Below are 18,514 nucleotides of genomic sequence, written 5' to 3' on the forward strand. Positions count from 1 at the left end.
TTTTTACTTGTTTATCAATTTCAGTTCTTTCGGGTCCCATCCAATAATTTTATTCTGGAAATAGCTGTCGTTACACAGCAATGCCGGTGCGGCTGCACGGTAGCCGAACAGCGCATCTTCATGCACCTTACCACCGGTACGCATAGCATTGAACAGGTTATAGAAGTGATCAAAATGCGCGCCTTTATAACCTGCATCCGCTACATACTCCAGCTTCTCAGGCGGCAGCATGCTTTTCCGGTCATACACATATTGCCGGCCGTTAGCATTAGCAGCGCCTTCCGTTTTTTTACTTTTCAGTAAAGGATCTTCCTCATCTCCTTTGTTCCGCAGCAGGGTTACCTTATCCCACTCTACCGTCATAGAACCTTCACTGCCTACCATGCGCAGGTAGTTGGTGCCGCCGGTACCATCCACAAAGTTCACCCGCAACGACAGGTTAAATGCAGGATGTGCCGCTGTTTCCGGGTAATCGAACATACCCAGCATAATGTCCGGCACCTCACGGCCATCGTTCCAGTAACGCAGCCCCCCGGTAGCCATTACTTTATTGGGCCCTATGGAACCGGTTACAAAGTGCAGGCTGGAGAACAGGTGCACAAACAGGTCGCCGGAAACACCGGTGCCATAATCTCTATAATTACGCCAGCGGAAGAAACGCAGCGGGTCAAATTCACGTTTAGGCGCATGCAGCAGGTAAGTTTCCCAATCCACTGTTTTAGGCGATGCATCTGCCGGTATGGGGTACTGCCAGGCGCCCTGTGGCGACATACGCGCCCAAAAACCTTCTGCGTAGTTCAGCTTACCAATAGCGCCGTCTTTCAGCAGCTGCCGGGCTTTTTCATTACCCAGTGAGCTCATGCCCTGGCTGCCTACCTGGTACACTACCTTACCGTTCTTTTGCTGTGCTTCCACCACGGCAGGGCCTTCGCCAATCTCATGTACCATGGGCTTTTCACAGTACACGGATTTGCCTTTGTTCATGGCAGCCACCGAAATATCCTTATGCCAGAAATCAGGCGTAGCAATGATCACGGCATCCACATCCTTACGTTCCAGTATCTCTTTGTAATCACGGGTAGTATAAATATCATTACCCCATTTCTTTTTAGCATCCGCCAAACGGCCGTCGTACAGGTCACAGGCTGCAATTAATTTTACGCCCGGCACCGTAATAGCCGTATTGGTATCGGCAGAGCCCATACCACCCGCGCCTATCAGCGCAATCTGGATCTGGTCATTAGCACTGTATTTTTCGCCTATGCGTGACAGTGATTCCAGGTTACGCTTTCTATCTGCAGCAGTAATAATGTTTGGGAACAGGGAAGCGCCTACTACTCCTTTGGCTAACTTACTGATAAACCCTCTGCGGGAATTTTCCATCGAATTTTCAGACATGTTTTTCCGGTTTGATGTTAGATAACGTGATTTGGTTGACAGAAGGCTTTTAATTTATGACTTAAATGCGGGAAATCATAATTTAATTCATTGCAACAGCACCAGCTTAACCGCTACGGGTAAGTGGTCCGATGCATAGCGTTCCGGTATCACGGTATGTTCTATTACATGAAAAGCCTTTGCCGGGGCATAGGCTACCAGGTCTATGGTACGGTTAGGCGCATCCACCGGGATGGTGAACGGGCAGTCATCGCAGGTGCGGGTAAAGGCGCTGTCCAGCACCTGTATGGCAGCGCTGCCCGGCTTAGCATTAAAATCACCGGCCAGTATTACCGGCATACCTGCCTGGCCCAGTAAGCGGCTTATTTCACGCATTTGTAACAAGCGGTCAGTATCCGGTTTTAATACATCCAGGTGTGTGCTGGCCATCATTACACGCCGGCCGTTCTTCAGCTTTACTGTAACCGTACATAAGGCACGCGGCTCCCCTTTGGAACCCGGGGCTGATGGCAGCTGATAAGCATGCCCCTCCTGTATGGGATAGCGGGATAATACGGCAATGCCATACTCACCGCCATCATAAGGTATACCTTTCGCAAACTGTGCGTGCATGCCGGTTTTGGCTGCCAGCACTTCCGCCTCATGCACATCGCGGCCGGAGCGGCCGGTATGTACATCCACTTCCTGCAAAGCCACAAGATCAGGATGCTGTCGGTTAATAACAGCGGCAATAGCATCCAGGTCTATTACATCTTTCTTAGACGGCGGGTTTGCATGATGAATATTGTAGGTTAATACCTTAATGGTATCAGCCGGCATGGTTTCCGTTCCTGTAGCAGTTTTGTTAGTGCTGCACGCAGCCAGCAAAATGCACAGGTTTATTATTATACAATACTTCATAATACTCATTCAAAATTTACTCCCATCCTGTATTCTGCCCCAGCTCAGCATTCCGCTGGAATTGTGTTAAGGGTATAGGCCACAGGTAATTCTTAGGATCAACAAAACGGCGGCCCGTATTCACGATCATGTAACCATTTGCATCTACCGGCACGCTGGCTACATACTGCTGCATATAGCTGGGTACAAAGGCTTTTTTCATGCCTTTTACATCTGCGGCCAGCAGACTGCCCTGTTTCCAGCGCAGCAGGTCAAAGTAGCGCTGCCCTTCCAGCGCCAGCTCTACGCGGCGCTCCCGGCGTATTTCAGTGCGCAGGTCCATGCCCCAGGCGCCCAGCTCCGCAATGATCATGTGGTGCATGCCTACACGGTCGCGGAGCTTGTTGATGGTTATATCCAGGTCGGCCTGGGTAAGCTTGCCCTGCATTTCACGTGCTTCTGCATAGTTCAGCAATACTTCTGCCAACCGCATAATGTGAATGTCGTTCGGGTCTTTGTTGTAGGTAGCCACTGCAGATACCGTTACATACTTGGTAAAGTAGTAACCGGTAGCAGTTACGCTGCCTTTTTTATCTGAATTGAATTTTGGCAGGTTAAAAATGTCGGAAGGGTTGGCATCCTGGTCGCCATCATCCTTACCACCCCAGCTGCCGCCAGGCGCCAGTATGGTCTGCGGCATGCGCGGGTCGCGGTTCTGAAACACATCTCCATAGGCCTGCTGCGCACCTTCATTGTATAACGGCGATTTTTCAATGGGCATACCATCGGTACACAAATAGGCATCCACCAGTGATTTGGTAGGGCAAAAGCGGGAGGTTTGATCCGGCACCTGGCATTCCCGGCTCATGTTGTGCATAGATACATCTATGAGGTACAACCTGGCCAGTATGGTTTCCTTATTAGCGCCTGCGCTTAGCTTGCCTTTCTGGGTGAACAGCTCATTATAACTATTAGTACCACCGGCTGTGTACAACTGGTATATGTTCAGGTCCATGACTGCTTTGGCAGCTGCTTCTGCTACATCATACTTGCCATAGAACAGCGCCACGCGCGATTTCCAGCCCAGTGCAGCGCCTTTGGTAATACGGCCCAGGTCTGCGGCGGCGTAGGTGGCCGGCAACTCTGTGGCAGCAGAATCCAGCTGCTGTAATATAAAATCCGCCACCTGCGCACGCGGTGTGCGGGGGCCGTACACTATATCATCGCCAATGTTCAGGGTATTGGTCACCAGTGGTATGTCACCGTAAAAAAAGCTCAGGTAGCTGTACAGGAAAGCGCGCAGAAAACGCACCTCACCGGCATACTGGTTCATTTTTGCCTGCTGAATGCCGGTGGCCTTCTGATAGTTTTCTAAAAAGTGATTACAGCGGCGTATGCCTTTATACTGGTTCACCCACTCTGAATTAACCGTACCCAGGGTAAAATCAAAATTGCCGGTGGAAATGGCCAGGTAATCAGTCATGGGCGGGTATACCGTATTATCGCCCATGTTCTCCATATCCACTACGTTCTTACCTTTCAGGTAGTCGTAGCAGGCGTTCACGGCCAGCTTCAGCTGTCCTTCTGTTTTCCAGAACTCATCGTTGGGAATAGCATCCAGCGCGCCGCGGTCCAGGAAATCTTTGGAGCAGCCGGCAAAAAAACAAACAGCTGTTATGCACAGGGCTATACGTAATATATGTTGCTGCATGGCAGTGGTTATTTAAAGTTAATGTTAAGACCAAACACAAAGGTTTTCACCTGCGGGTAAGTACCGCCGCTGGTGGTAACCGTTTCCGGGTCGTAGGCGTAAAAGAAATTGGTTTTGGTGAACAGGTTGTCCATTGATACGTAGGCGCGTAACCGTTGTATGCGCAGGCGGCTGGTCCAGTTACCGGGCAGCGTATAACCGATCTGTATATTTTTCAGGCGCAGGTAGGCGGCATCCTGCAGCCAGTAGTCCGACTGGCGGGCCGTGGTATTACGCGTATCCAGATAAGTAAAGCGCGGGTACCAGGCATCCGTGTTTTCCGGTGTCCAGTGGTCGCGGTGCACCTCCTGCGGGTAAGAGCCATATGCCTGGAAGGTATGTATGCCAATGCTGCTGATATAACCATTGCCTTTACCTACTCCTTGTATAAAAAAGGAAAAGTCAATATTCTTCCAGCCAAAGTTGCCACGCAGGGAATAGGTATAACGCGGAAATGCATCGCCTATCACGGTACGGTCCTTATCAGCCGTTATCTTGCCATCGTTATTCAGGTCGCGGTACTTAATATCGCCGGGGCCTACCTTACCACGGTCTGCATCAAAAATGGCAAAGTTGGGCACCAGCTTACCGTTGGCGTCTTTGGTAAAATCACCTTCCTGTGCTAAACCATCTGTACGGTAACCATAAAATGCATTAATGGGATAACCTACCTGCAATATCCTGTTATCCAGCACCGGCGGGGCGCCACCCAGGTTTAATACCTTGTTGCGTACATCGGAGAGCTGGGCCGTAAAACCATAGGAAAAATCTTTGATCTGGTCTGTCCATCCCACACTTAGCTCCCAGCCTTTGTTGGATACGTCACCTGCATTCTGGTCAGGTACTTCCAGCCCTAAGATATCGGGCTGCGGTACTTTCAGCTGCACATCCTTTGTTTGTTTATCAAACCAGTCTGCACTTACAGAAAGGCGGTTATTAAAGAAGGCCAGGTCAAGACCAATGTTCAGCATGTTCACTTTTTCCCAGCGCAGCAGCGGGTTAGCCAGGTTGGTTTGCGCTACGCCCCTGGTAAGTATATTACCTATAGGCATGGTACCTACGCCGGTCAGCACCTGCATGTAAGGATACCATTCTGAATAAGCAGAACCATCTGCCCCGTACTGGTTACCCAGGCTGCCGTAGGACGCGCGCAATTTACCTTCACTTAACCAACGGCTAATGCTGCTGCTCTTTACAAAGTTCTCCTGCGTAAAACGCCAGCCGGCAGATGCAGATGGGAAAGTACCATAACGGCGGTCGGGCGAATAACGTGAGGAGCCATCATAACGCACATTCAGCTCCAGCAAATACTTTTCATTAAAGTCATAGTTCAGGCGGCCAAACCAGGAGCGCAGCGCGTACTGGTAACCATCGCCGGTAGCATTCGGGTTATCGGATCCCAGGTTAAACACCGGTACATCATCACTGGAAAAATTCTGTTTGCTGGCTGCCCAGGATTCATAGCGGTAAGATTCCTGCTGGTAACCGGCCAGCACCTTGAAATTGTGCTTATCTAACTTGAACGCATAGTTCAATAAGCCGGACAGGTTCTCCATACGGCTGGTATAATCCCGCATTTCCAGGCTGTTGCTGGTAGCATTGCTGTACCAGAAAGCGCCGGTGTCCGGGTAGTAATAATCTAATTTGCGGCTAAAGGTGCTGCGGCGCTGGTTAATGATATTGGTGCCGTATTGCCCTGTAAAATCAAGGTTCTTCCAGATATGCACCTTGGCGGAAACATTGCCTGTTACTTCCTGTGATTTAAAATTGTTATAACCTCCATCCGTAGCAATAGCTACCGGGTTGCTGGAGCCGCCGCCGTACCCCCAGGTGCCGTTGCTGAACTTTACCGGGTTCAGTGGCGACATGGTCAGTGAGGTATAAATAGGCCCGGAATCCCCATCCGTACCACCTGCGGGCTGGTTCTGCGTACGGTCTATATACCCAAGGTTACCATCAATATCTACAATGTCAAATAAACGCATAGCGTTCAAGCGTGCGCGTACGTTATTACGTACGGCACTATACTGGTCGCCCACTACCAGGCCATCCTGGTTCTGCCGGCCAAAGGACAGGTAATAGGTAACATCCTGCGAGCCGCCATTCACACTCAGGTTATGTTCCTGCTGCGGCGCTGTGCTTTTGAACAGGGCTTTAGGCCAGTTGGTATTGGCAAAATAATCCGGGTCTGTGCCGTCTTTTGCTTTCTGAATATCTTCTGCGGTATAGGTTTCCGGCAGGTTCACATTACGCTGGGCCTCATTCAGCATTTCCATATATTCCGGCGCACTCACCATTTTAGGCAGCGAATATGGCTTTTGTATACCATAGTAGCCATTATAGCTAAGCATCGGTTTCTGGTTCTGCTTTCCTTTCCTGGTAGTTACCAGTATAACGCCATTGGCAGCACGGGAACCGTAAATGGCGGCAGAAGCGGCGTCTTTTAATACAGATACGCTTTCAATATCTGTTGGGTTCAGGAAGTTAATATCGCCTGGTATTCCGTCAATCAATATAAAAGGATTGGCATTGTTGGTGGTACCTGTACCGCGTATACGCAGCGTAGCGCCGCCCGCACCGGGGAAACCGGTGTTGTTGATGGCTGTTAAGCCGGGCAGCAGGCCCTGTAAGGCGGTAGACATTGAGGTAACCGGGCGGCCGGCCAGCTCTTTCTCCCCTACCATGGCTACTGCACCGGTAAGGTTCACCTTCTTTTGCGTACCATAACCTACTACAACTACCTGGTTCAGCTGGCGGGTATCTTCATTCAGCACCACATCTATCTGCTGCTGATCGCCTACTGTAATTTCTTTAGGCAGGTATCCTACATAAGAAAATAACAGTACGGCATTGCTGCCTGTTACATTGATCTCAAACCGGCCGTCGGCATTGGTTACTGCGCCGTTACCCGTACCTTTTACCGTAACCGTTACACCGGGCAGTGGAATATTACCGGCGCCCCTTACAGTACCGCTTATACGCTGCACCTGTATGTTGCTCCAGTAGCGGTTATCAAACGCCGTGTTATTTACTGCGCTGATCCTTTGGCCCAGGAACTGCAGATTAGCAGGTGTATTAGCGTTATTACTGTCCGGAGAGGAAGGAGAGTCTTCCTCCTGAGATGAAATGGCAAACTGCTGCGCCGTGATCTGCTTCAGCTCTAAGCCGTAAGGCTTAATTACATTCAGCAGGGAACGCACAAATGCTTTTTCCTTGAAATTTTCTTTTCCGGCATTTATTTTCAGCTGCAGCAGCTCTGATCTGCAAATGAAGCTTACATCATGCTGCTTTTCTATTACCTGTAATATTTCTCCCAATGTTTGCACTTGTTTGCGTGCTACCTGGGAGGGGTACACGTTGTACGCCGGTGTATTAATGGCTGCCAGGTCCTGTGCATGCAGGGAAGGCCCCACCAAACAGGCCGCACATAGCAATGCGTAGCCGCCCATTATTTTTAACGGTACATTTGTCAGCATATCAGGGATTTTATTTTTTATTTTTTTGGTCGAATAAAGACCGTGTCTCCGCTTTTTTCAATTTTTACATTCAGCGCAAAGGCTAAAGTTTCCAGCAGCAGCTTTTCATCTTTTACACGCAACCCGCCGGAAAGCTTTGTACGCGCCAGCTCCGCGCTGCTAATACTTACCTGGTAACCATAAATATCTTCTATGTAAGCAGCCATTTCCTGCAGGGTTACATTTTGCAGCTGCTGCCTTTCGTCTTTCCATACCGCATATAGATCTGCATTTACTTTTTTCTTGATGATCTTATTTTTCTTTACAGCATATTGTACAAAATCGCCGGGGGCCAGCAACAACGGCTGTTCCGGCAGCTCATTAAACCGCACTTTTATTTTACCCGTGTTCAGGGTTACATTCGTAAAGGCAGTATCTTTCTTTACGTTGAATGAGGTGCCCAATACATCAATATCCAGGTTGCCGCTGTGCACTACAAAAGCCTGTGCCGTTGCCGGTTTAATATCAAAAAATGCTTCCCCTTCCAGCCATACTTCCCGCTGGCCATTGGCAGCCCAGTTAGCATGAAAGGATACGGATGCTTTGGCATTTAATATTACTTTGGAACTATCTGGCAGCCATATGGTACGCACACCATCTGCCAGGCCGGTATACTCCACTCTGGCAGGTGGCTTTGGTAATAATTGCCGGCCTATGAGCCCCATGGAACCCACCACCACGGCGGCAGCAGCCCACCACCATATTTTACGCGGCCCTTTTTCTTTTATTACCGGCTGCTGCTTTTGCTCCAAGGCCGCAATACGGTCCAGGTTACGTTCCAGCGAAGCGTTTATCATAAGCTGGGAGGGCAGCTCCTCTTTAAACTGTAACCCCAGTATAAAAGCGCGCGCAGCCGCTGTTTGCGACTGTTTATGCGGATGCGCTGCTATCCAGGTATTCCAGAAAGCATCACTTGCTGCCGTGGGAAATTTTACCCATTGCAGGAAACGATCATCGGCAATAAAATCGCTTGTATCAAAGTGTTCGTAATCCGTTGGCTGCTCCATTTTGTGGTGTTACAGGTATAGGAGCGCTGAGGTTTACCTTTTACCCCATGGGAATAAAACTTTTTTGAAAAAAATTTAAAGGAGGCTGGAATCCTGCGCGGAGCAGATGAGAAGGGAAAGCTGCATGCTGCCCAGCGCCGCTGCCAGCGGGGCCATTGAGAGCATGGCTTTTACAAGCGGAGTAGTATTATAGGCATCGCGCAGCATAAGGATGGCGCGGGCTACTAATTTATAGGTGGCTTTAACAGAAATATTTAAAATGTCTGCAATCTCCTCGTAGCTCATGTTCTCATAAAAGCGGAAGAACACCGCTTCTTTTTGCCGGGGCGTTAACCGGCGCATGGCATTGCGCAGCACCTGCAGCTGCTCCTGCGCTTCTTCTGCTACTACGCGCTGCTGCTCTGCAGATATTTCCAGCGCAAAGGCATAGTTATCAGTAGCTGCAATATTTTCCTGGATCCTTTTATATTGGGCAAGGAGATTTAATAAATAATGCCGGAACGATACAAACAGGTAGCTCTTTAATTCCTTTACTGCTGCCAGCTTTTCACGGTTGGCCCAAAAGCGCACAAAGATCTCCTGTATGCTGTCTTCTATAAGCGCAGCATCTACTGTAAACTTGCAGCCATAATTAAATAAGCGGGGATAATACAACGTGTAGATACATGCATATGCATTTTTATCGCCCCCTTTGCAAGCTTCCCAAATAGCAGGATCTATGTGTTGTTGATCATTCATTCACACTGAACTGGAAAACGTAAAATTATCAATATTGACCGCGCTGTTGTGTTATCTTTCAATTAAGAAAATGCCCTTTCTGTAGTTTGGTTGATGGTAATAACGTGGAATTTATAAAGTACTTACATTCTTAAGTGTTCCCAAACTAATAAAAAAAACAGAATTCCAATAGTAAAAACAAAAATGCCGCAAAACCTTGCTGGTCCTGCGGCATCTGTGCCTGTGTATGTTACAACAAATATTTTATTTCAGTAATTGCTGGTATTCCTGGGGGTTGTGGAACAGGCGTATGGATTCATTCACCTCGTTATCCCAGGCCAGGGACCGCTCTATACGGCCCTTCTGCAAGTAATAGCGGTTAGCTATTTCTTCTTCCAGCAGGCGTTTGATCTCTGTTTTATTTTTCAGCAGGTCCTGCTTTTTATCATGCCGCATTTTCTGTTGCAATGCTTCAAACTCTTTGGTTACTGCATCATAATACTTTTCCTTCCGCGCGGTGGACTGAAAACTTTCCAGCGCTTCCTCACTATGTGTTTTGTAGCTGTAATCCTTACCGTCCAGGAAACGCAGAAAATCTGTAAAATCATCTTCACTCAGCTGAAAGCTGCTTGCAGCGGCTATTTTAGGATGCGCGTAATAGTATTGGGTAGCGTAATCAAAAATGTATTGCTTGCGTAATAAGGTAATGGCTACCTGGCTCAGGAACTGCGGCTCTACCTGCGCATCCGGCTCAATACCGCCGCCGTCTTTTACCTTACGGCCGGCCAGGGTGGTAAAGGAGCGGCGCATAGAGTCCGGCACATAGTCCACCTCACCTTCCTGGTTACGGTGGCTGTAATCAATGGCCTGTATACAGCGGCCGCTGGGGGTGTAATATTTAGCGGTAGTTACTTTTAGCTTGGCATTGTAAGGCAGGGGGCGCGTGGTTTGTACCAGCCCTTTTCCAAAAGAGCGCTGCCCTACTACCAGCCCGCGGTCCAGGTCCTGCACGGCGCCGGCAACAATTTCAGAGGCGGAGGCAGAGGAGCGGTTGGTGAGCACTACCAGCGGCATGTTAATATCTGCCGGGGCCTGCTGGGTTTTATATTCCCGGTCCCAGTTCTTTACTTTTCCCTTGGTGCTTACGATCAGCTTATTTTTGTCTATCCATATGTTAGATACATTCACGGCTTCATCCAGCAGCCCGCCGGGGTTGCCCCGCAGGTCCAGGATCACGCCTTTCAGGTCAGGGTGCTCCTGTTTCAGCCTTTCAAAGGTCATTTGCACCTGGGCGCCGCTGTTCTCAGTGAACTGCACCATTTTAATGTAGGCCACATCACTGCTTACCATACCGGAATAACTTACCGGCATTACATTGATCTCCTGCCGTACGATCTTTTTAGTGGTTTCCTCCCCGGTGAATGGGTTTTTCAGCAGCATATCCAGGCTGGTGCCGGCATTACCTTTCAGCACGCGGCTAATTTCTTCCTGGTCCATGCCCTTGGTGGGCTTACCATCCAGCGATAATAAGATATCGCCGGGTTTAACGCCTGCCCGGTGCATAGGGCTGCCTTCGTAAATATCTGTGATCACGGTGGTATCGCCCAGGGTGTTGATGGATGCGCCTACCCCGCCGTATTTGCCGGTGGCCATAAACTTCAGATCGTCCAGGTTCTCTTCGGGAATAAAATCCGTATAGGGGTCTGTTTCCTCCAGCATGGATTCAATGCCTTTATGCATTACTTTTTCGGGCGAAAGGTCATCCACATAATAGGTGTTCAGCTCCCGGTAAAAAGCGGCAAAAATATCCAGGTTCTTGGCTATCTGGAAGTATTTATCGCTTTCATTAAAGGCCAGTAAACCGGCGCCGCCGGCGGCCAGTAATAATACCAGCAGCAGTAGTTTTCTTCTTTTATTAAAGATGTTGCGCATAGTAACTAAAGTAAAAACTTAAAAGGTAAAACGTTAAGGCACCGGATCATAACCATGGCCGCCCCAGGGATGGCAGGACAGGATACGTTTTGCAGTGAGATAACCTCCTTTAAAAAGCCCGTATTTTTTAAATGCTGTGATGCCATATTCCGAACAGGAGGGTGTATAACGGCATTTTGCGCCCAGTAAAGGCGATATAAACCATTGATATACCTTGATCAAACCAATAAACGGAATCCCCAGCCAGCGTGTCAGATGCTTCATTATGCTTATGGTTAGATAGCCTGCTAAAGGTACTGCTAATTAACGCCGGCAGGCCATGCAGGCGCGCCTCCGTCAACAATTTAACATTTTATGCAGGCTTGCCTGTTTCTTTTTGCAAACGCTCTAAAATTACCGAAATTTTGTGGTGGAGGGTGCTGAAGGAGGCTATTTTTTTATCGGTATAAATGAGGAAAACGGCCAGCTGCAGGGAGTGTTGCTGCAGGTGATCATATAAAACCTGCTTTTGCAGGCGCCAGGCTTCGCGGCCCAGGCGTTTTACGCGGTTACGGTCCACCGCGCGGGGAAAGTGCCGGGAAGCGGCTGTAAACCCCACCTGCACGGGCGGGGCGCCTGCCGGTAGCTGCACCGGCAGGTAAATGATGCGGTATGGAAAAACAGAAAACGCTTTTCCGTCCCGAAAAAGCGTTTCAATCAGTTTCCTGCTTTTTAACCTTTCTTCCCGTTTAAAAGAATAAGCTTTTATAGCGTATTGAGTTTTGCGATCTTATTTCAGCTTGCGCTCGTCAGAAACCGTCAGCTTCTTACGGCCTTTTGCCCTGCGGGATGCCAGTACCTTACGGCCATTAGCAGTTTCCATTCTCTTTCTGAAGCCGTGTACGCTCTTTCTGCGTCTGTTATGCGGTTGAAAAGTACGTTTCATCTGTTAATTTTTATACTTTATAAGGTCAGATGGAACTCCCTGGCTTTTCGCTTCTCGCAGCAGCATCACTTTTCGCTACTTTTCTGCTGCTTTAAGCGTCAGCAAGGTCGTTTCATTTTCTTTGTGTTTTACCTGGACTATACAAAAATCCGCCGGGACGGATATCCTGTTTTCAAAATGGAAGGCAAAGGTAGGGATTTCTTTTAAATATGCTGCAAAAAGTTTCTTGAAAGTTTACTAAAAATTCGCTGAACGCTAAATGCTTAATGCTGAACGCTTAACACCCTGTTCGGTAACAACATTTTGCTTACCGGCAAGGGCCGTCTGCGAACGTCATCCACGATCAACCCGGCACCAGCGCTTTCCAGTTTCACTACCCGGTACCCTGCGGCCAAGCCGTTCAGGCCAGCACACTCCTAGCCCCTGATCTCTGCCCTTCCCCTAAAAGCAAAAACCTGCCCTGTGTCCATGCAGGGCAGGTTTTTACCAATAAGTATCAATCAAATTATTTTACGCCTAATTTGGTCTTTACGGAAGCCAGCAGGTCATCACCGGCAGGTGATACCAGCAGCACGCCTACAGAGCTATCCAGCACATAACCGTAACCTTTTTCTTTGGCTACATCTTCAATGGCCTTGCGGGCTTTGTCGTAGATGGGTTTCAGCACTTCCTGGCGCTTAGCATCTATTTTCTGGTCAGCAGCAGAGCGGTATTCTTCAATACGTTTCTGAATGTCCTGTATTTCCTTGCCTTTGATTTCTTTCATGTTATCCGTCATGCTGGCAGCCTGCGCGTCAAAATCCTTCATTTTCTTGGTGTACTCATCCACCAGGCCTTTACCATCAGCTTCCAGGGATTGTGCATAGGTTTGGAGGCTGGTTTGTGCTGCTTTGGTCTCAGGCATTGCATCCAGCAGCGCCTGCGTATTGATGTGTGCTACTTTCGTCTGTGCCATTGCATTTACGCCGAATAAACCGGAAACAGCTACAAAAGCAATAATTACATACTTCTTCATGATGTTGTCTGTGTTTAAAAAAATTTTAAATCTTATTGGTTAAAAAATGGTTTACTTTTTCTTTACTCCCAGCGCCGTTAGAATGTCTTCGCTCTTATCCAGCTTGGGATCTGAAAAAATAACGGTAATGCCCCCTGATTTATCCAGCACAAAGTCGTACATCCTGCTGGCAGCCAGCTTCTGTACGGCGTTGTAGATCTTATCTTGTATGGGTTTGATCAGCTCTTCCCGCTTTTTAAACAGATCACCCTCATAACCAAAGCGTTTACGTTGCAGGTCCTTGGCGTCTTTCTCCTTCGCTACTATCTCGTCCTCTCTTTTATGTTTCAGTTCATCCGTCAGCATTACCTGCTCTGCCTGATATGCCTTGTACATCTTGTCAATATCCTGGAACTTGGCATCTATCTCTTTCTGCCACTGGTCTGCAATGGCATCCAGCTTGGTTTGTGCATCTTTATAATCGGGAATGCTTTCCAGTATATACTTTGTGTCTATCACACAATACCGTTGCGCATTCGCCGCACAGGCAGCAACGAGGATAACAGCTAATGTGATGAATAGTTTTTTCATTAGTATGGATTTTAGTTCGCTACTTTTTTAGAAAACGCAATATAAAGTTTATAATTTATTTTAACATCAATCTAACACTGAACTAACACGCTAAGCCCCCTTATTCCGGCTCAAAGCCCAACATAAATGTGAATTTAGCCGCATCTTTTAACCCATTGCCGGGGGTCAAACGGTCAAAACCTATGCCATAGTCAAATCCAAGCAAACCAAACATGGGCAGGTAAAAACGCATACCCAAACCGGCGGAGCGGCGCAGGCGGAACGGGTTGTATTCATTAAAGTCCCGGTAACCGTTAGCCGCTTCCAGGAACGCCAGGCCAAAGATGGTGGAGCTGGGGTTCAGGCTAAGCGGGTAACGCAGCTCCATTACATATTTGTTGAAGATGGTAAACCCTTCATAACCAACCGGCTGCCCGTTTTCCGGGTTCAGCTTCGGATTACTGGTATAATATACCGGGTAACCGCGCTGGGAAATAATGTCACGGTCATAGATCGCAAAGTTGCTCAAACCATCACCACCCAATTCAAAGCGGCCAAAGGGCGACAGCGTGGTGCGGTTGTTATACCGGCTGATATAACCGAATTTGGCGGCCACCTTCAGCACAAAGGATTTATTATCTGTGCCTTTAGGTTTGGTTAATGGTACATACCATTCTGCATTAAAGCGGTATTTCTGGTATTCTATGAAGTTGAACTGGTCGGCAATGGATTCTTTGGTGTAATCCTTATCAGGATTGAACAAAGAGTAAGGCGGTGTGAACTGGCCGCTGATCAGGAAGTTGGAACCGCTCCTCGGGAAGATCTGCTGATCCACAGAAGAACGTGCCAGCGTAAGCTTAAAGCTGATGTTGTTGGAAGTACCGTTAGAGAACCCGATGTTAAAATAATCGTAGTTCTTCAGCTTATATTGCTGATAGTTCAGCGCATAAATAAGGGTAAAATAATCATCCGGCCATTTCAGCTGCTTACCCAGTGATACCGTGGCGCCCAGTACCTTAAAGTAGGTATCGTTGCCGGTGGTGGTACCATAAATATACTGGTTATATGCGCTGGGGTTCTGGTAGCTGTTATAAAAGTTTACAGAGAACTGGTTTTGCTTTTTACCGCCCAGCCAGGGTTCTGTAAATGAGAAGTTATAGGAGCGGTAAGCTTTACCGTTGGAGGATACACGTACGGATAATTTCTGACCATCACCACTGGGTAAGGGATCCCAGGTCTCTTTCCGGAAAATGTTACGCAGGGAGAAGTTGTTGAACGTTACACCCAGGGTACCGGTTAAACCAATATAACCACCCCAGCCGGCCGACAGCTCTAGCTGGTCATTTGCTTTTTCTTCCACCGTATAGTCAATATCCACCGTACCATCCTGTACGTTAGGTACCGGAACAATACCTATTTTTTCCGGGTTAAAATAACCCAGGTTGGCAATCTGCCGCTGGGAACGCATCAGGTCCGCACGGCTGAATTTTTCACCGGGCAGCGTACGCAGCTCGCGGCGTATTACGTGTTCGTTCGTTTTATCGTTACCGGCTATACGTACTTCTTTAATGGTTGCCTGCGGGCCTTCTGTAATACGGATCTCGTAGTCAATGGTATCGCCATGGATGCCGGTTTCTACGGGCTCAATACGGAAGAACAGGTAACCATAGTCCATATACAGGCCGCTGATATCACCGCCTTCTGGCGACAATTGCTTACCAATACGTTTTTCCAGCAGCTCCAGGTTATAGGTATCACCTTTTTTAATACCCAGCACACGGGTCAGCAGGGAATCGTTATAACGGGTATTGCCTTTCCAGGTAATATCGCCGAAATAGTATTTTCTGCCTTCCAGTATCTCCATGTCCACATTCAGGCCACCGGCCTTGGTTTTATAAGTGGTGTCATTTACGATCTGTGCATCGCGGTAGCCCTGGGAGTTATAATAAGAAATTACTTTTTCCTTGTCCTCTGCATATTTGGTTTCATTGAACTTGGCAGAAGTAAAGAGTTTAAAACGGAAGTAGGGATCCAGCTCTTCCAGCGTACGGGAAGGTACCAGGAAGCCGAAGCTGCTCCAGTAATCAGATTGTACGTGGCTGGTATCCTGGTATATCTGTTCCTTATCGGGGTGCAGGGTAAAGCGGGTGCGTTCCCGGGTGCCCTTCATTTTTTTCTTGATCTTAGAATCGCTGATGTTGCTGTTATCTACGATGTTAATATCGTTGATCTTTACCTTGCCGCCTTTACTTACGGTGAAGATCACATCAGCAGCATTCACCTGCGAGGTATCCGCACGTTCTGTAACGGTAATGCCTACGTTACGGAAGCCTTTTTCCTCATAATTCTTACGCACCACCGCAATGGTGTTCTGCTTCATGCTTTCCGTAATTACGCTTCCCTTACGCAGGCCGGACTTTTTGGCCATATCCTCTGCTTCGGATTTTTTGATACCGCGGAAAATGAAATTGGCCAAACGGGGGCGTTCGGTCAGGTTAATTTCCAGCCATATTTTTCCATCATCTATCTTGGTAACGTAAATGGCTACGTTGGCAAACAGGCGCTGGCCCCACAGGGTTTGTATGGCCTTGGCAAACTGGTCGCCGCCGGGGTATACCACCTTATCGCCTACATTCAGGCCGGATAGGGAGATAAGCAAGGCTTTATCCAGGAACTGTGTACCGGTAACCGCTATTTCTGCAATCTCGTACTGCTGAGGGTTTCCCAAAGCCGTGGGCAAATCTGGCTGTGTGGTTACAGGCACCGGCAGAGTATCCCTCTGCTGGGCGGATACACGAATCCCTGCACTGCAACATAATGCGATGGCCAGTAGGCTCTTAGGAAATAATTTCTTCATTCTGCTGAATTTGTTCGCTTGTTTTGCCAAAACGCCGTTCTCTGGTTTGATAATTTAAGATGGCCTCGTAAAGATTTTCTTTGCGGAAATCCGGCCAACGGGTGTCTGTGAAATATAGTTCCGCGTAAGCCAACTGGTATAATAAGAAATTACTGATCCTGCATTCCCCGCTGGTCCTGATCATCAGTTCCGGGTCTGGTAGCGTAGCAGTGCATAGGTATTTCTGCCATACATCCTGTGTAATATCGGTGGGGTTTAACTTTCCTGCCTGTACATCCTCGGCCATTTTTTTGGCGGCATTCACTATTTCCCAACGGGCGCTGTAGCTAAGGGCCATCACCAGGTTTAAGCCGGTGTTGCCGCTGGTAATGGCAATGGCTTCCTCCATCTCGCGCTGGCAATGCGGGGGCAACATGTTCATATCACCTATTACATGCAGCTTAATGTTATTTTTAGTGAGGGTATTCACTTCCTTACGGATGGTATTCACCAGCAGCTCCATAATGCCATTTACCTCATTCTCCGGGCGGTCCCAGTTTTCAGTAGAAAAGGCATAAAGGGTAAGGTACCCGATTCCCAGCTCAGCGGAGGCTTCAACAACGTTACGCACACTTTCCACTCCCTCGTGGTGCCCGTAAAGCCTGTCCTGCCCTTTTTCCTTAGCCCAACGGCCGTTGCCGTCCATAATAATAGCTATATGGCGCGGTAACCGTTGTAAGTCTAGTTTATCCTTCAAACTCATGAGTGTTCAGGCGTATTAAAAAACAGAATAACAGATTTACTAAAAGTGTGCAAAGATACAAAAATAGATATATGCCTATTGCGGCAAAGTCTGACAGGTTGTTTTAACGTAGTTTTAACAGCGAAAGTCCCTGCGGGTGGGCAGTTTGGGGAATGTGGCCTGTAACTTTCGGGGGATATCTGGCGTTTCATGGCCCCTCCCGGGGGTAAAAAATCTGCGGTTGGCGCCTTCCGGACTGCCAACCGCCTGCTGGCAACTGCCAGTTAGAATTTACATTCGTACTTGGTAAATAATATACTGATGGTGAACTCGATGGTCACAAACTGGTCTTTATCCCGGCTGTTGCCCCGCTGGCGGCCAGGCACCCCAATCGGTTCGCCGGTGGCGTAGGAGCGGTCCTGCAGCAGGTAAGCCACGGTATTATCCCCATTGACTTTGGGCGGGAATAACGCAGGGCCGGCGTAGGTTTTACTTACATCATCCAGGTAGTCTGTCCCGGTAAAACGGTATAACAGCTCCAGTCCGAGGTTCACACTACGGGATACATTATACTTAAAACCGCCGCCCACCACAAAAGCAGGGGCTACCAGGCTGTAAGGCTTGCGGTCCGGGTATTGGGCAGAGCCCTGCCCTTCAGTACGCAGGGGCTGTAAATAATATTTTTTACCATCCAGGTATGCGTAGGGATTGTAGTAGAAAATGCTGGCCCCACCGGTAAAATAGGGGGAAAAACGGTAATTGTAGCTGCCCGGCTCAAAACGGAAAAAGTTAAAATCACCCTGCAGCGCCAGCTCAAAAATATCCGTATTAAAGCTCAGGTTCCGGCGGCGCTGGAACTCATTATCGTTATAGATATCGGAATATCCCAGCCGTGCATAACGGAGATGCGCCCGCACCCCGATATAATCGTTCATGTATTTACGGTAGAATACACCAATAGTAGGTTTTACGGTATTCAGGGCGCTGCTGGTATTCAGATCACCAAAATACTGGGCGCCTCCCACAGAAAAACCCAGCTCCCCTACATATTGCAGTTCATTTTGCGCCAAAGCAGGATATGCCAGCAGCATTCCCAGGGCAATAAGGCCGGAAGTAATGATTCGACGAAAATGAAAAATAGGTAGTTGCATAATTACGGTCCTACTTAAACGCGATTTTTCCTGCTTTTGGTATTAGTTATATTAAAAATTAAGCAAATGTAGGTAAAATGATTGATAGCCTTGTGTAG

15 protein-coding genes are annotated in these 18,514 nt (G+C 48.3%); all 15 read right to left on the reverse strand.

What is annotated here, in order from left to right; genetic code table 11:
• Nucleotides 1-3: 3 nt before the first annotated feature.
• On the reverse strand, nt 4-1,398 hold the full coding sequence (locus KVT36_RS06650; protein WP_217602725.1) for a Gfo/Idh/MocA family protein: 1,395 nt from the start codon (nt 1,396-1,398) through the stop codon (nt 4-6).
• Between the two features lie 87 nt (nt 1,399-1,485).
• Nucleotides 1,486-2,298, reverse strand: coding sequence for an endonuclease/exonuclease/phosphatase family protein (locus tag KVT36_RS06655; RefSeq protein WP_217602726.1), 813 nt, complete (start codon nt 2,296-2,298; stop codon nt 1,486-1,488).
• Nucleotides 2,299-2,314: 16 nt separating this feature from the next.
• Nucleotides 2,315-3,988, reverse strand: a complete 1,674-nt coding sequence (locus KVT36_RS06660) for a RagB/SusD family nutrient uptake outer membrane protein (protein WP_217602727.1) — start codon at nt 3,986-3,988, stop codon at nt 2,315-2,317.
• A gap of 8 nt (nt 3,989-3,996) precedes the next feature.
• Complete coding sequence (locus KVT36_RS06665; protein WP_217602728.1) at nt 3,997-7,503, reverse strand: TonB-dependent receptor; 3,507 nt, start codon at nt 7,501-7,503, stop codon at nt 3,997-3,999.
• 17 nt (nt 7,504-7,520) lie between these two features.
• Nucleotides 7,521-8,549 carry a FecR family protein gene (locus tag KVT36_RS06670; protein ID WP_254639875.1) on the reverse strand — a complete coding sequence of 343 codons (1,029 nt, stop codon included), beginning with the start codon at nt 8,547-8,549 and terminating at the stop codon, nt 7,521-7,523.
• A gap of 75 nt (nt 8,550-8,624) precedes the next feature.
• Nucleotides 8,625-9,287, reverse strand: a complete 663-nt coding sequence (locus tag KVT36_RS06675) for an RNA polymerase sigma factor (RefSeq protein WP_217602729.1) — start codon at nt 9,285-9,287, stop codon at nt 8,625-8,627.
• Nucleotides 9,288-9,530: 243 nt separating this feature from the next.
• On the reverse strand, nt 9,531-11,198 hold the full coding sequence (locus tag KVT36_RS06680; RefSeq protein WP_217602730.1) for a S41 family peptidase: 1,668 nt from the start codon (nt 11,196-11,198) through the stop codon (nt 9,531-9,533).
• Nucleotides 11,199-11,231: 33 nt separating this feature from the next.
• Nucleotides 11,232-11,462 (reverse strand): membrane protein insertion efficiency factor YidD, encoded by a 231-nt coding sequence (gene yidD, locus KVT36_RS06685; RefSeq protein WP_089907553.1) that lies wholly within the window; start codon nt 11,460-11,462, stop codon nt 11,232-11,234.
• A gap of 88 nt (nt 11,463-11,550) precedes the next feature.
• On the reverse strand, nt 11,551-11,946 hold the full coding sequence (locus tag KVT36_RS06690) for a ribonuclease P protein component (protein ID WP_217602903.1): 396 nt from the start codon (nt 11,944-11,946) through the stop codon (nt 11,551-11,553).
• 21 nt (nt 11,947-11,967) lie between these two features.
• Nucleotides 11,968-12,123 (reverse strand): 50S ribosomal protein L34, encoded by a 156-nt coding sequence (rpmH, locus tag KVT36_RS06695; RefSeq protein WP_012788729.1) that lies wholly within the window; start codon nt 12,121-12,123, stop codon nt 11,968-11,970.
• A 505-nt stretch (nt 12,124-12,628) separates the two neighbouring features.
• A complete protein-coding gene (locus tag KVT36_RS06700; protein ID WP_217602731.1) occupies nt 12,629-13,138 on the reverse strand; it encodes an OmpH family outer membrane protein in 510 nt (169 codons plus the stop codon).
• 51 nt (nt 13,139-13,189) lie between these two features.
• Nucleotides 13,190-13,708, reverse strand: a complete 519-nt coding sequence (locus KVT36_RS06705; RefSeq protein ID WP_089907544.1) for an OmpH family outer membrane protein — start codon at nt 13,706-13,708, stop codon at nt 13,190-13,192.
• Nucleotides 13,709-13,808: 100 nt separating this feature from the next.
• A complete protein-coding gene (locus KVT36_RS06710) occupies nt 13,809-16,544 on the reverse strand; it encodes an outer membrane protein assembly factor (protein WP_217602732.1) in 2,736 nt (911 codons plus the stop codon).
• On the reverse strand, nt 16,525-17,286 hold the full coding sequence (locus KVT36_RS06715; RefSeq protein WP_217602733.1) for an isoprenyl transferase: 762 nt from the start codon (nt 17,284-17,286) through the stop codon (nt 16,525-16,527). Before KVT36_RS06715 ends, KVT36_RS06710 begins: the two co-directional genes overlap by 20 nt.
• 263 nt (nt 17,287-17,549) lie before the next feature.
• Nucleotides 17,550-18,416 carry a DUF6089 family protein gene (locus KVT36_RS06720; RefSeq protein ID WP_217602734.1) on the reverse strand — a complete coding sequence of 289 codons (867 nt, stop codon included), beginning with the start codon at nt 18,414-18,416 and terminating at the stop codon, nt 17,550-17,552.
• Between the last annotated feature and the right edge of the window lie 98 nt (nt 18,417-18,514).

The organism is Chitinophaga sp. GbtcB8 (assembly GCF_019091455.1).
GTDB lineage: Bacteria > Bacteroidota > Bacteroidia > Chitinophagales > Chitinophagaceae > Chitinophaga.